Here is a 14,514-nt window from a genome sequence, read left to right as displayed (position 1 = left end):
CCTGCCTTGGGGCAGGCGCGTGATCGGGGCTGAGGCCGTCAGACACCTAACAGGTCAAAAAAAGGGCCGCGATTGCGGCCCTTAGCTGGGGAGATGCGCCGTTGGGGGACGGCGCGGGGGGTTAGTGGATGGTTGCCGTCGGAACATTGATCTCGATGAAGATGTCGGCGGCAAACCGGTGTTCGTCATGGACGCTGCGCTTGTAGCAATGAGCCTGGTCCAGATCGGCAATAGGCTGTCCATTGTCCAGCTTTTCGAGCAGGCAGGTGTAGCCGATATCGGTCAGGCTTTCGTATTCCTCATCGCTCAAGGCCGGATTAAGTGCCACGAACTGGTCGGCAAAGGCCTCGGCAAAGCGGGACAGGGCACGCCGGCGCAGGCGCCAGGTCTGGTGCTGGAGATGAGTGGCCCAATCGGCGACTGCCTCGACGATGACTTCCGGCAGATGATCGGCCAGCGAGAAGGCGGGCGTCCCGATATTCTGGTTCGCAGCCGTCGTTTCGCCGTGAACCTGGTCGGCAGACGAAAACCCGTGGTTAAACCGTCCGGCGGGTTTCATCCAGATCTTGTCGGAAGGCTCGATGTTAGAGCCGTGTGCCGGCCAGGTACGGAAATCGGTGTCTGCCATTTTTTGCTCCAGCTGTCGGATGCTGCGTTGATTGTCCGAACGAGAGGAGCAAGAGCCGGGCCAGAACGTATCAGCGTCGGGGCGGTGTATTTATCTATCTGAATTATAAGGAATAAAAAACGACAGGGCTGATTTTGTCGCGGCTGTGTTGGTGCCTGGGCAGGTGATTTCTGCCGGTCAGAACTGACCTATAGGCAAGAAAAAAGGGCCGCTTTACAGCGGCCCGAGTTAAGGGAGGAAACGCCCAAGAAGTAAACAATACGGCTGGGCAGTCCGTATTGCAGTGCACAATATATGCTGCAAATTTCTGAGGTGCAACCCATTCATCGAGCTAAATTGATCTCGATTTGGAATGAGCCGGTTTCTCATATGTGATGTGATTATTTTGCAACGATTTGAAGTGATTTAAACCAATTTTGAATGTAATGAGTGGGGCGTGAGGCGTATTGACGCACCTCCGATCCTTTCTAAAACCGAATGGTCTTTTCCATAATTGGTCGAGGATGTGCGGGAAATTTTGCGCTGCAACATTAGGTCGCGACAATTTCCCCTGTTGACAGTTCCGGCGAAATCCATAGCGTCTGCGGCGGGCCGCCACTCCCCAACGAGTGGTTACATGTTAAGGATGATACTATGAAGCCGACGGCAACCCCGTGTGCGCCTCAGTTCTCGTCCGGACCTTGCGCTAAGCGACCCGGATGGGGCCCCGCTGCACTTGCTGACGCCGCTTTAGGGCGTTCTCACCGATCCAAGATCGGAAAATCCAAACTCAAGGAAGTCATCGACCGGACCCGCGCCCTGCTGGGTGTGCCGGACGATTACCGTATCGGCATCGTGCCGGCGTCCGATACCGGCGCCTTCGAGATGGCCATGTGGTCCATGCTCGGCGCCCGCGGCGTGGATCTGCTGGCCTGGGAAAGCTTTGGTTCCGGCTGGGTGACGGATGTGGTCAAGCAGCTCAAGCTGGAGGATGTCCGGGTGCTTGAGGCGGATTACGGCCAGATCGCAGACCTTTCCGCGACAGATCCCAAGCGCGACATCGTCTTCACCTTCAACGGCACGACCTCCGGCGTTCGGGTGCCGAACGGCGACTGGATCGCCGATGACCGCGAAGGTCTGACCCTGTGCGACGCGACTTCGGCCGTCTTCGCCATGGATCTGCCGTGGGACAAGCTCGATGTCACTACCTATTCCTGGCAGAAGGTGCTGGGCGGCGAGGGTGCGCACGGCATGCTGATCCTCAGCCCGCGCGCTGTGGAGCGGCTGGAAAGCTACGTTCCGTCTTGGCCGATGCCGAAGATCTTCCGCATGACCAAGGGCGGCAAGCTGATCGAGGGCATCTTCAAGGGCGAGACCATCAACACGCCCTCCATGCTGGCGGTCGAGGATGTGCTAGACGCACTGAAATGGGCGGAAGGGATCGGCGGCCTGAAGGGTATGATCGCCCGCTCCGAAGCCAACCTCGCGGCGGTCTCTGCCTGGGTCGAGAAAAGCGACTGGGCGGGCTTCCTCGCGGCCGATCCCGCTGTTCGTTCCAGCACGTCCATTTGCATCTCCGCCTCCGACCCATGGTTCGACGGCTTGTCCGAGGAGGACCAGCGGGCGGCCATGAAACAGATCGACAGCCTGCTTGAAGCCGAAGGCGTTGCTTTCGACATCAACGGGTATCGCGACGCGCCAGCCGGTCTGCGGCTCTGGGGCGGGGCGACCGTCGAGGCCTCTGATATGGAAGCTCTGCTGCCATGGCTCGACTGGGCCTACGGACAGGTAAAGCTGGCCAGGTCAAAGGCCGCCTGATCGAAAATGCTCCCGGCAACAGGCCGGGAGCGTCTTTCCCGAGATTGCAGAAGAAATTCGAGCGCACGAGGAGCATGCCGTGCCCAAAGTCCTGATTTCAGACAAGCTGAGCCCCGCCGCCGTGGAGATTTTCCGCGCGCGTGGCCTGGAGACCGATTTCAAGCCCGGCCTGTCGGCTGACGAATTGCTTGAGATCATCGGTGATTATGACGGCCTCGCCATCCGGTCCGCGACCAAGGTGACGGCCGAGGTTCTGGCCAAGGCGCCGAACCTCAAGGTCGTCGGCCGGGCCGGCATCGGCGTCGACAATGTCGATACCGTCGCAGCCACGGCCGCCGGTGTGGTGGTGATGAACACGCCGTTCGGCAACGCCATCACCACGGCGGAACATGCCATCGCCATGATGTTCGCGCTGGCCCGCCAGATCCCCGCCGCCGACCGCTCGACCCAGGAAGGCAAATGGGAGAAGACCAAATTCATGGGCGTCGAGCTGACCGGCAAGCGCCTTGGTTTGATCGGCTGCGGCAATATCGGCGCCATTGTTGCCGAGCGGGCGCGCGGCCTGAAAATGCGGGTCGCCGCCTATGATCCATATCTGAGCGACGAGCGGGCGGCGCAGCTTGGCGTCATGAAGGTCGAGCTTGATCAGCTCTTCGCCGAGGCGGACATCATCACCCTGCATACGCCGATGACCGATGCCACGCGGAACATCATCGATGCGGGCGCAATCCTGAAGATGAAAGCCGGTGTCCGGATCATCAACTGCGCCCGTGGCGGGCTGGTGGACGAGGTGGCTCTGCGCGGTGCGCTGGAGACCGGTCACGTCGCCGGTGCCGCCTTTGACGTTTTCGTCGAGGAGCCTGCCAAGGAGAACGTCCTGTTCGGCGCGCCGAACTTCATCGCCACGCCGCATCTGGGGGCTTCCACCAGCGAGGCGCAAGAGAAGGTGGCCCTGCAGGTGGCGGAGCAGATGTCCGACTATCTGCTGACAGGTGCCGTGACCAACGCGGTCAACATGCCGTCCGTCACGGCGGAAGAGGCGCCGCTGCTGAAGCCCTATATGAAGCTGGCCGAAAATCTCGGCGCGTTTTCGGGGCAGGTGATCGGCAGTGCGATCAAGTCGATCTCCATCGAGTTCGAAGGGCTGGCCGCGGAGATCAATCCGGCGCCGGTCGTGGCCGCCGCACTCACCGGTGTGCTGAAGCCGACGCTGACCTCAGTCAATATGGTCAGTGCACCGGCGGAAGCGCACGCGCGCGGGATCGCCGTGACCACGATCAAGCATGACCGTCCCTGCGACTACCAGACCATGCTGCGGGTGACTGTCGAAACCGACGAGCGCACCCGGTCCGTCGCGGGCACGCTGTTCGCCGAGAACCTGCCGCGTCTTGTGGACGTGCAGGGCATCGCCATCGAGGCCGAGTTCGGCGAGCACATGCTCTATGTCCGGAACTACGACAAGCCGGGCTTCATCGGCGCTCTGGGCTCTGCCCTCGGCGATGCCGGGGTCAATATAGCCACCTTCCATCTCGGCCGACGGGAAGAGGGCGGCGAGGCGGTTGCCCTTGTGGAGGTGGACAGCGCTGTCAGCGAAGATTTGCTCGCCGCCGTCAAGAAGCTGCCGAACGTGGCGCGGGTGGATGCTCTGAACTTCTGACTATCAGCCCCACTACCGTCATCCCGCGCTTGATGCGGGATGACGGTGGAAAGCGGGTGCAGTTCTATGATTTTCCGGATTCCGGCTCTCCGGCCGGAATGACGTTGAGGGAGCTAAGGTGCGCCAGAGACATGGTGCATTTCATGTCCCCTGTGGGCATGGGAAGAGCTTCAGCGTCTCATGAAGCCCGCTCGCGCGGATATGAAGTCTAATTTCCCAAGCTCTGCATATATCACTCAGTGCGGCTATGGTCTTGTGACCATGGCCGGTTAAACCCTGCATCCAAGCTTCGATTAATAAGGAGAGGCGGTCTATGTCGGTCGAGACCAGAAAAGTCAGTTTCCCGGGGGCACAGGGCGGCACATTGGCGGCGCGCCTTGATCTACCGGTCGGCAAGCCGCGCGGGTATGTGCTGTTTGCCCATTGCTTCACCTGCTCGAAGGACATTGCCGCCGCGCGCCAGATCGCGGGTGGTCTGGCTGCGGAGGGGCTTGCCGTGCTGCGGTTTGACTTTACCGGTCTCGGGCACAGCGAGGGGGAGTTCGCGAATACGACCTTTGCGTCGAATATCGAGGACCTTGTCGCGGCGGCGGACTGGATGCGCGCGGAAGGGATGGCGCCGGCATTGCTGATAGGGCATTCGCTTGGCGGCGCCGCGGTTTTATCTGCGGCCGCTCACATCCCGGAGGTCAAGGGTGTCGCGACTATCGGGGCACCGGCTGACCCGGGGCATGTCGTGCATAATTTTGGCGCGGACCTTGACGTTATCGAGCGGGACGGAGAGGCGGAGGTGTCGCTCGCCGGCCGGAATTTCCGGATCCGGAAATCTTTCATCGACGATCTCAAGACGCATGACCTGGAAGAGCGGATCGCGAACCTGAAGCGGGATCTGCTGATTTTCCATGCTCCTCTGGACATGACTGTCGGTATCGAGAATGCGAGCCGGATATTTGCCGCAGCGAAACATCCAAAGAGCTATGTTTCTCTCGACAAGGCGGATCATCTGCTCACCCGGCCAGCCGACGCGGATTATGTTGCCTCGGTCATTGCCGCGTGGGCGGGCCGCCTCGTTCCGGAAGATGCGCCGCTGCAGCTCGCCGCGCGCGAGGGAGAGGTCGTCGTCGCGCATCTTGGCGAGGGGAATTTCCCGCAAGCCGTCCTTGCGGCGGGTCACAGGCTGCGGGCGGACGAGCCTAAAAGTGTCGGCGGCGATAATAGCGGCCCGGCACCTTATGACTTCCTGTTGGCGGGCCTCGGTGCCTGCACCAACATGACCCTGTCGCTCTATGCCGAACGCAAGGGCTGGCAAATCGACCGTCTCGAGACCCGGCTCCGGCACAGTAAGGTTCACGCTGACGACTGTGCCGCCTGTGAGACGAAAGCCGGCAAGATCGACAAGATCAGCCGGGAGATCACGATTGAGGGGCCGCTCGATGTGGAGCAGCGGCAAAAACTCCGGGAGATTGCCGACAAGTGCCCGGTCCACCGGACCCTGCATTCGGAAATCATGATCGAGACAGAGATCGCGGAGGCCGTTTGACGATGGCTTGAGGAGGGGCGGAGCTTGCCGCTTTGCCGACAGCCTGTAGCTCAAGCGTCACCCCGGTGCGCTTTCTGTTCGAGTATTCTCTCGACCGTCGCGGTGATTTCAGAGCGCTCTACACCGATATCCAAGAGCTGACGGTCGCTCATGCCTTGAAGTTCCTGGATGCTGGCGCGCCGCATTCGCTCGCGGGCGATCTTGCTGAAGCCCCGGCGTATCGCTGTATCCGCGGCCCGGATGAGTCGTGACACGCTTCCCAAAATCGGGTGCCCGAGCTGATCGAGGCGCGGTTGCTGGAAGTCGCAAGCGGGTTCGGGGTGCTGGTGGCGTAGGTGCATGATGTCCTCCAACGGCTTACGGATTCACCGGCCGTTGACTTTTTATGGAAGAGATTTATTTGATGATTTTGTCCACCTTTCCAATCGGGAGAGGCGCGGTGTTTGTTGTCTTATATTGAAAATATTGAGTACTATCGCTGCCGACAAACGAGAAGATCTCGGTTTATGTATTAGAAAAATTTGGGTGTAAGCCATGGGGAAACCGCAGCCGCCACTTAATGCGCTCAGGGCTTTCGAGGCGGCCGGGCGGCACCTCAGCTTCACGAAGGCGGCTGCCGAGTTGAACGTCACGCCGGCCGCAATCAGTCATCAGGTCAAATCGCTTGAGGAGCTGCTTGGGGTGCCGTTATTCCGGCGGCTGACCCGGGCGCTTCGGCTCACAGAGGCGGGGCAGGTCGCCCTGCCAACATTGGGGCAAGGCTTTGACAAGTTGGCCCAGGCGGTGGATCAGATACGCAGCCATTGCGAAAGCGGGGTTCTGACGATCAGCGTCAGCCCTTCGTTCGGCGGCATGTGGCTGCTGCCCCGGCTAGAGCGGTTCCGCAGCATGCATCCGGATATCGAAATTCGCATCAACGGAACCGATCGTCTGGTTGATCTGACGCGCGACGACGTGGATGTGGCGGTGCGCTATGGCCCCGGCGGCTATGAGGGGGTTCGGGTCGACCGCTTGTTCGGTCAGCGCAACACGCCGGTCTGCAGTCCGGCACTGCTGGAAGGGGAACACCCGTTACGCAAGCCCGAGGATCTGCGCCACCACACACTGCTGCATATTGACTGGATCGAAGCCGAAGCGAGCTGGCGTATGTGGTTGCTGGCGGCAGGCCTGCGCGATATTGACCCGGCCCGGGGCCCGCGCTTCAGTATGGAAAGTATGGCCGTTCAATCTGCGGTCGATGGCCACGGTGTGGCTTTGGTGGGCGAGTTACTGGTGGCGGATCACATCGCGGCGGGCCGTCTCGTGCGTCCCTTCGATCAGAGCCTGAGTACACCGCTGACCTTCGCCTTCTATCTGCTGAGCGCGAAGGATCGTGCCGATATTCCAAAGATTGCCGCGTTTCGCGACTGGCTGATGGAGGAAGTGCGGGCGGTGAATGGGGAGTGAGGCCCGTACCTATATCGTCATACCGGCCGAAGAGCCGGGACCTGGGCGATCATAAAGCTGCACACTCCGTCCCTGGGTCCCGAATCAAGTGCGAGATGACGATGAGGGGTAGATGATCCGCTCAGTCGTCGTAGGCGATCAACGACGTAAGGGGATGTCGAGCCGGTCGCGGCCCTTCAGGAAAGTTAGTTCCATGATGCCGGCGCCGCCGGTGACTTTCCTGCGAATTAAGTTGTGTGTCCCCTTAATTGCAAAGTTGTGTGTCCCCTTAATTGCAATGAATACTCTTCTGGAGTAAAATTGTATGAAACAGGAATTGTTTGTTGATCAGTCATATTCACTCAACCTTCTTGAATTCGTCACTAATTGAATTAGAATAAAAATCGATAAATTCGCTAAACTTCTCCTCACTATCAAATGGAAAACCGCCTTTACCGCGAATAAGGATCATCATGCCGATACTCATATGAAATCTAACTGAAAAACTTGACGCATAATCCATCCCATCAAATAAATTTATCTTAAGAGATGACCTATTTTTGTATTTTGGTCGAACAATATAACTTGTTACTATTCCTTCTCTTTTTTTAAATACCCTAGAAAAGCCTGAAAACCCGCCACCTGAAGTATCAAATTCTTGTAATTTCTTGTATTTTCCGATAATTTTAACTGCTCTATCAATTATTTCATAATCACAATCCTCAAACATAGTAACCAAAAAAATTTTCGAACGAAAAAAATTGGACATATCAATATTTTTTGAATCAATGAATATATTTTTTGAAAATTCTGTAGATCCATGTTTTGTTTTTATGAAAATATTTCTATTATGCGAGTAAACATCTCCACATATATCAATATATTCAGTGTTAGTTTTTTCTTTATTATTTTCTCCAGATAAAACTACTTTAGAAACAAATAAGCATGTTAACAATGAAAGATAAGCAAGATTTTTTATTTTTATAAATGAGCTTATTTTTTTCCTCACATCCCTCATCGTTCCCTCATCCCTTCGCTCGCATAGCGCAGCACCGGCTGCAGCACATATTCCAGCACACGCCTCTCCCCCGTCAGCAGGTCCGCCGTCACGTACATGCCCGGCACCAGACGCACGTCTCTTCCGTCCACATTCAGATGCTCCCGTTCAATCTCGATCCGCGCCGTGTAGGAGAGCATCTGCGGCGCCGCCTGCGGGCCGCCGGTCGCCGCGCCCGGGGCGCCGGCGGCGTTGTTCGCGTCCTGCGGCACCACGGCGTCGGCGCTGAGGCTGACGACTTTCCCCTCGATGCTGCCGTAGCGCATGTAGTTGAAGGCATCGACTTTTACCGCCGCCCGCTGGCCGATCTCGATAAAGCCGATATCCCGGTTCGTCACCGTTGCCTCGACCGTCAGACGGTCGCCGTCCGGCACGATCCGCATCAGCGGCGCGCCGGGCTGGACAGTGCCGCCGAGCGTGTGCACCGAGAGGCCGGTCACCTCCCCCGCCACCGGGGCGGCCAAGGTCAGGCGGCCGACCCGGTCGCCGGTTTTCCGGTAACGCCCCATTCATCCGGCTCCGACGCTGTTTCGACGTCAGGAATATTAGGCGGTGCGGTTCTGTCTGTCTTCAGCGAACAGCGAGGATGACGGACCGAAGTCAGGAGGCCGGGACATGGCGTCCCGTGTCGCCTCAGTCGTCGTAGGCGATCAGGGAGGTGAAGGGGATGTCGAGCCGGTCGCGGCCCTTCAGGAAGGTGAGTTCCATGATGCTGGCGGCGCCGGTGACTTCGCCGCCGACCTTGCGGACAAGCTCTATGGCTGCGGCAAGCGTACCGCCCGTGGCCAGCAGATCGTCGAGGATGACCACGCGCTGGCCCGGCTCGATGGCGCCGTCCTGCACTTCGATCGTGTCGCTGCCATATTCCAGATCATAGGTATAGGGAATGGTCTTGCCCGGCAGCTTGCCCTTCTTGCGGACCATGTGGAAGCCGAGGCCGAGTTCCAGAGCGAGTGGGGCGGCGACCAGGAAGCCGCGCGACTCGATGCCGGCCAGCACGTCGGGCTTGTAGCCGTCGACGATGGTCTTCAGCTGGTCCACGGTTTCCTTCCAGGCTGCCGGATGGGCAAGCAGGGTCGAAATATCGTAGAACAGGATGCCCGGCTTCGGGAAATCGGGCACTTCGCGGATATGTTTCTTGAGGTCCATGCTCGGTTTCCAGCGCCATCTGTTAAGCAGCGGCCTTGATAGGTGAGAGTTGCGATGAATTCCAGTATCTTGTGAAATCTTCGCGTTTTCAGGCGCATGGGGTGTGCCTGGAATAATCTTTGCGCCGATCGGCCGAGTGCCGGTGTCCTTGGACTGGGGGGAACAAGACGTGGCGGCTGCAGCCGAAACCTTGCTTTCGATCACGGAAACGGGTGGTGAACTCAGGGTCGGCATTGCCGGACCGCTGACCATTGAAGCGGTCGCACGGCTCGACCGGCAATTCCGGCAGGCAGTGAAGGCGTCCCCGCGTCAGGTGGTGATCGACGCTGGCGGGGTCACCGCGCTGGACAGTGCCGGCGCCTGGGTCCTGCGCCGCACGTCCGAGGCGTTCTCCGGACGCGGTATCGAGGTCCGGCTGGACGGTTTGCAGGCTGAGTATTCAGCACTGCTGGAGAAAGCCTTCATTCCCGATCCGGACGTGCCGACGGATGAAGACCGGCCGAACACGCTGATCGTGATCACCGCCCGGGCCGGGAAGGCAATGTTCGACATGGCTCATGTCGGGCGTGATCTGTTCGGCTTTTTCGGTCTCACCATCGTCTCGTTGCTGGGGTTGCTGACGGGCCGGACGAAGCTCCGCTTCGTCGCGTTGGTCAGCCAGCTTGAATATGTCGGTCTCAATGCCGTCGGTATCGTCTCGCTGCTCTGCTTTCTGGTTGGCGTGGTGCTGGCCTATATGGGCTCGCTGCAGCTTGAGCGGTTCGGCGCCGCGATCCTGACCGTGAACCTTGTCGGCATTTCGGTGCTGCGCGAGATCGGCGTCCTGCTGACGGCGATCATCGTCGCGGGCCGGTCCGGCAGCGCCTTTACCGCCCAGATCGGCACCATGAAGGTGAACCAGGAGGTGGATGCGCTGGAAACACTCGGCCTCTCGCCGGTGGACGTGCTGGTCCTTCCGCGCCTGATCGCGCTGTTCATCGCGCTGCCAATCCTGGTCTTCATCGGCGATATCGCCGGGCTGGCGGGGGGCGCGATGATCTCGGTCATGAAACTTGATCTGACGATCCAGCAGTTTCTGATTCAGCTCAAGGGGTCTGTCGATTTCTGGGATTTCGGCACCGGCATCCTGAAAGCGCCGGTCTTTGCCTATGTCATAGCGGTCGTCGGCTGCCATCAGGGGCTGAAGGTTTCCGGCAGTGCCGAGAGTGTCGGCTTCCGCACGACCAAGGCCGTGGTTGAATCCATCTTCATCGTGATCGTCCTGGATGCGCTGTTCGCGATCTTCTTTGCCGAAGTCGGGATCTGAGCGATGGCGGCGATGACGGAAGAGAGCTTTACAAGCGACGCGGCGAGCCCTCCTGCCATCCGGTTGCGCGGCATCCGGAACGCATTCGGCACGCAGGTTGTGCATGACAATCTCGATCTGGATGTTCTGCGCGGCGAGGTTCTGGGGGTCGTTGGCGGCTCCGGCTCCGGGAAGTCTGTCCTGCTCCGGACCATCATCGGCTTGCAGATTCCGTCGGCGGGCGAGATTGAACTGCTCGGCGAGAAGATCGAGGCGGGGCGCGGCGAGATGCCGACGCGCAAGCTGCAGGGCCGGTTCGGCATGATGTTCCAGGACGGAGCCCTGTTCAGCTCGCTTACCGTCGCGCAGAACATCATGGCGCCGATGCGGGAACGGGGCGGCATTCCGAAGCAGTTTATGCGCGAGTTGGCACTGCTGAAGATCAACATGGTCGGCCTGCCGCCGAACGCGGCGGACAAGTTCCCCTCGCAGCTTTCCGGCGGCATGCGCAAGCGGGCGAGCCTCGCCCGGGCGCTTGCGCTCGATCCGCAGGTGGTCTTCCTGGACGAGCCGACGGCCGGTCTCGATCCGATCGGCGCATCCAATTTCGACATGTTGATCCGGGATCTGCAAGGCAGCCTCAACCTGACTGTGGTCATGGTCACCCACGATCTCGACAGTCTGGTGGCAATCTGCGACCGGATCGCGGTGCTGCTCGACAAGCAGGTGACGGTGGGGACCATGTCGGAGCTGGTTGCCAATCCGCACCCCTGGATACAGGAATATTTTCACGGGCCCCGAGCGCGGGCCGCATTCGAAGCCCCGGGCCTCAAGGGCTAGGGGAGGGAGACGGAACTGCCATGGAAACACGCGCAAGCTATGTCGTCGTCGGAGTGTTCGTCTTCGCCATGTTCGCGGCCGGGATGGGGTTCGTCGTCTGGCTCGGCAAGGTCGAGCTGGACCGGGATGTCGCCACCTACGAAATCACTTTCGAGGAGCAGGTAACCGGCCTTTCGGTCGGCAGCCCGGCCCGTTATCGGGGCATTCCGGTTGGCCAGGTGACCGATATCACCATCGACCCGGACAATATCGAGATCATCCGGGTCCGGGTCGAAATCGACAGCAAGGTGCCGATCAAGCGGGACGTCTATGCCACTCTTGAGAGCCAGGGGCTGACGGGCGTCGGCTATATCCAGCTCGCTGGCGGCTCCAAAGACGCTCCGTTGCTGGCGGCACGCCCGGGCGATGAGGTGCCGGTGCTGGAATCCCGGCCATCGGTCTTGCAGGAAGTGGCTGAGGCCGCGCCCGAGATCGCCTCGCAGCTTGTCGTTCTGGTAAATCGTGCCAATCAGCTGCTGAACGAAAAGAACAGAACGTCGATCCAGAACACGCTGAAGAATCTTGAGAGCGTTTCCGCCATTCTCGCGAACCGCAGCACCGAGATCGAAGCAATCATCGAGAACGCCCATACGACGATGCTGGTGCTGGACGAGACCGTGGCGCAGGTCGGCGGCGACATTTCGGTGATGAGCGAGGAAATATCCCAGACCATGGCAACGACGCGGGGCACGGTTTCAGCCGTCGATGCGGAGATCGCGATTGTCTCGGCCGATCTTCGCGACACGCTGCAGAATGTCAGCAAGGCATCCGATGAAGCGGCCACCCTGATTTCCGAGAACCGCGAGGCGGTCAACGATTTCGCGGAAACCGGGTTATATGAGCTGACGGAGTTCCTAGTCGAGGGACGCCAGTTGATGAACGATCTTGACCGGCTAGTCCGGCAGGTCGAGGCGGATCCGGCGCGGATCCTCTTCGGCAACAGAAACAAAGGTGTGGAGACCGACTAATGAGTGAGCAGAACGTCCCCTCCCTGAGCCGCCGGCGGCTGCTTGCCCTTGCCGGAACGGTCTTGCCGGTTGCTGCTGTTTCCGCCTGCGGGGTGATACCGACACCGCAGGCGCCATCGCAGCTCTATCGGCTATCGCCGAAAAGCACGTTCGCCGACGATATTCCCAAAGTGTCCTGGCAGTTGGGTGTCGAGCCGCCGCTGGCCCCGGCGGGTCTCAATTCCTCCCAGATCGCGGTTATGCGCGGCGAGTTGACGATGGATTATTTCGCCCGGGCGAAATGGGTCGATACGGCGCCGTCCATGGTCTATCGGCTGTTGGTGGAGTCCTTCGAGAATTCAGGAAAAATCATCGGAGTCGGCCGCAGCGGCGTCGGTCTGCGCAGCGATTACGAGCTGCAGACCGAGTTGCGGGAATTCCAGGCCGAGTATCTCGGGGGTGCGGCTGTTCCGAACATCAGGGTCCGGATCAATTGCAAGCTGGTGAAGATCCCGCAGCGGATCATTATCGCATCGCATTCCTTCGAATCCCTGCGGGAGGCGCCGGACAACCGGATGGAAAGCATCGTCAAATCCTTCGATCTGGCGCTCGGGAGCGTGATGAAGAAGATCGTCGGCTGGACACTGAAGAGTGCTGCGGAGCTCTGATCCGGATGGCTTGACCGGATGCGGAGTGGGGGAGCACTGTCGAGTTTATTCATCCTGAAGCATCCCAATTGAAAGTCTCCGGCATGAACCACGTCTTTCATCGCAGTGCAGTCGCCTCCTATCCCGTCGCGGCAACCGGGGAGGGTGTTTACATCAAGGATACGGACGGCAAGAGCTATCTCGATGCCAGCGGTGGGGCTGCGGTGTCCTGCCTCGGTCACAGCGACAAGCGGGTGATCGATGCGATCAAGGCGCAGCTGGACGAAATTCCGTTTGCCCATAGCGGTTTCTTCTCGAACGAGCCGATGGAGCGTCTGGCGGATCACCTGATCGCGCGGGCGCCGGGCGACCTAGACAGGGTTTATTTTGTCTCCGGCGGCTCCGAAGCCGTCGAGGCGGCATTGAAGATGGCGCGCCAGTATTTCATGGAGATCGGCCAGCCGGAGCGGCACAAGATTATCGCCCGCAAACAGAGCTATCATGGCAATACGCTGGGCGCGCTGGCGGTTGGCGGCAACGAATGGCGGCGTGAGCAGTTCCGCCCTCTGCTGATCGACATCACCCATGTCTCGCCCTGTTATGCCTACCGGGGCCGGCAGGATGGCGAGAGCGAAGAGACTTACGGTCAGCGCGTTGCGGACGAGTTGGAAGCGGCCATCAAAGAGCATGGTCCCGAGACTGTCGCGGCGTTCGTATGCGAGCCGGTCGTCGGCGCCACTCTCGGTGCCGTGCCGCCCGTTCCCGGCTATCTGAAGCGCATCCGCGAGATCTGCGACACTCACGGTATCCTGCTGATTTTCGATGAGGTCATGTGCGGCATGGGGCGCACGGGCTATCTCTTCGCGTGCGAGGAAGATGGCGTTGCGCCGGATCTGCTGACCATCGCAAAGGGCCTCGGCGCCGGGTATCAGCCTATCGGGGCGACGCTGGTCTCGAAAAAGATCTTCGAGGCGATCCGCGACGGCAGCGGTTTCTTCCAGCATGGCCACACCTATATGGGCCATCCGGCCGCTTGCGCCGGGGCACTCGCGGTGCAGCAGGTTATCGAGGAAGACGGTCTGCTGGATAAGGTCCGCGTCATGGGAGAGAAGCTGAAGGCGGCCCTTGAGGAACGGTTCGGCAACCATCCCCATGTCGGCGATATCCGTGGCCGCGGTCTTTTCATCGGCATAGAGCTGGTCGAGGACAGGGCGAGTAAACAATCCTTCGACCCGGATCTGAAGCTCCACGCAAAGGTGAAAGCCAATGCCATGGCGAACGGGCTGATGTGTTACCCGATGGGCGGCACCATCGACGGCCGGGTCGGCGATCATATTCTGTTGGCCCCGCCGTTCATCATTGATGACAGCCATGTCGCTGAAATCGTCGAGAAGCTTGGTGTGGCGGTGGAGAGCGCACTGTCTTCACGCTAGCGGGAACCGGCAGTTGGCTATCCTGCGGCCGGTGGCATTATGAATGGGGACGTTCCACCAAGATCGCTGA

The 14,514-nt window shown here is 59.7% G+C and carries 14 protein-coding genes; 9 read left to right on the top strand and 5 right to left on the bottom strand.

The window, feature by feature from the left end; translation table 11 throughout:
• Positions 1–121: 121 nt before the first annotated feature.
• Positions 122–628, bottom strand: coding sequence for a hypothetical protein (locus tag K328_RS0107985; protein ID WP_028465534.1), 507 nt, complete (start codon positions 626–628; stop codon positions 122–124).
• Positions 629–1,261: 633 nt separating this feature from the next.
• Here K328_RS0107985 and K328_RS0107980 point away from each other — a divergent pair.
• From K328_RS0107980 to K328_RS0107970, 3 genes are all read left to right on the top strand, one after another.
• Positions 1,262–2,425, top strand: coding sequence for a phosphoserine transaminase (locus K328_RS0107980; protein WP_028465533.1), 1,164 nt, complete (start codon positions 1,262–1,264; stop codon positions 2,423–2,425).
• A 79-nt stretch (positions 2,426–2,504) separates the two neighbouring features.
• Positions 2,505–4,082 (top strand): phosphoglycerate dehydrogenase, encoded by a 1,578-nt coding sequence (serA, locus tag K328_RS0107975; protein ID WP_028465532.1) that lies wholly within the window; start codon positions 2,505–2,507, stop codon positions 4,080–4,082.
• Between the two features lie 313 nt (positions 4,083–4,395).
• On the top strand, positions 4,396–5,622 hold the full coding sequence (locus K328_RS0107970; RefSeq protein ID WP_028465531.1) for a bifunctional alpha/beta hydrolase/OsmC family protein: 1,227 nt from the start codon (positions 4,396–4,398) through the stop codon (positions 5,620–5,622).
• A 50-nt stretch (positions 5,623–5,672) separates the two neighbouring features.
• Here K328_RS0107970 and K328_RS0107965 read toward each other — a convergent pair whose 3' ends face one another.
• On the bottom strand, positions 5,673–5,963 hold the full coding sequence (locus K328_RS0107965) for a DUF1127 domain-containing protein (protein WP_028465530.1): 291 nt from the start codon (positions 5,961–5,963) through the stop codon (positions 5,673–5,675).
• A 193-nt stretch (positions 5,964–6,156) separates the two neighbouring features.
• Here K328_RS0107965 and K328_RS0107960 point away from each other — a divergent pair, with 193 nt between their 5' ends.
• Positions 6,157–7,068, top strand: coding sequence for a transcriptional regulator GcvA (locus tag K328_RS0107960; RefSeq protein WP_028465529.1), 912 nt, complete (start codon positions 6,157–6,159; stop codon positions 7,066–7,068).
• Between the two features lie 337 nt (positions 7,069–7,405).
• Here K328_RS0107960 and K328_RS26605 read toward each other — a convergent pair whose 3' ends face one another.
• The 3 genes from K328_RS26605 to K328_RS0107945 form a co-directional block, all read right to left on the bottom strand.
• Positions 7,406–8,065: a hypothetical protein gene (locus K328_RS26605; protein ID WP_156901199.1), complete on the bottom strand. Its 660-nt coding sequence runs from the start codon at positions 8,063–8,065 to the stop codon at positions 7,406–7,408.
• Positions 8,062–8,613 (bottom strand): beta-barrel domain-containing protein, encoded by a 552-nt coding sequence (locus tag K328_RS23025; RefSeq protein WP_051284633.1) that lies wholly within the window; start codon positions 8,611–8,613, stop codon positions 8,062–8,064. The genes K328_RS26605 and K328_RS23025 overlap by 4 nt, the downstream gene beginning before the upstream one ends.
• A 124-nt stretch (positions 8,614–8,737) precedes the next feature.
• Positions 8,738–9,253, bottom strand: coding sequence for an adenine phosphoribosyltransferase (locus K328_RS0107945; RefSeq protein ID WP_028465528.1), 516 nt, complete (start codon positions 9,251–9,253; stop codon positions 8,738–8,740).
• A gap of 169 nt (positions 9,254–9,422) precedes the next feature.
• On the opposite strand from K328_RS0107945, the gene K328_RS0107940 reads away from it, so the two are divergent.
• The 5 genes from K328_RS0107940 (at position 9,423) to K328_RS0107920 (ending at position 14,444) form a co-directional block, all read left to right on the top strand.
• Complete coding sequence (locus K328_RS0107940) at positions 9,423–10,559, top strand: MlaE family lipid ABC transporter permease subunit (RefSeq protein WP_051284632.1); 1,137 nt, start codon at positions 9,423–9,425, stop codon at positions 10,557–10,559.
• 3 nt (positions 10,560–10,562) lie between these two features.
• Positions 10,563–11,378: an ATP-binding cassette domain-containing protein gene (locus K328_RS0107935; protein WP_205620594.1), complete on the top strand. Its 816-nt coding sequence runs from the start codon at positions 10,563–10,565 to the stop codon at positions 11,376–11,378.
• Positions 11,379–11,398: 20 nt separating this feature from the next.
• Complete coding sequence (locus K328_RS0107930; protein ID WP_028465525.1) at positions 11,399–12,385, top strand: MlaD family protein; 987 nt, start codon at positions 11,399–11,401, stop codon at positions 12,383–12,385.
• Positions 12,385–13,032, top strand: coding sequence for an ABC-type transport auxiliary lipoprotein family protein (locus K328_RS0107925; RefSeq protein WP_036553248.1), 648 nt, complete (start codon positions 12,385–12,387; stop codon positions 13,030–13,032). The genes K328_RS0107930 and K328_RS0107925 overlap by 1 nt, the downstream gene beginning before the upstream one ends.
• A gap of 83 nt (positions 13,033–13,115) precedes the next feature.
• Entirely contained in the window at positions 13,116–14,444 is a 1,329-nt protein-coding gene (locus tag K328_RS0107920; protein WP_028465523.1) for an aspartate aminotransferase family protein, read from the top strand.
• The last annotated feature ends 70 nt before the right edge of the window (positions 14,445–14,514 follow it).

This window comes from Nisaea denitrificans DSM 18348 (assembly GCF_000426505.1).
GTDB classification, from domain to species: Bacteria; Pseudomonadota; Alphaproteobacteria; order Thalassobaculales; family Thalassobaculaceae; genus Nisaea; species Nisaea denitrificans.
This window is presented reverse-complemented; position numbering and strand designations above follow the sequence as displayed.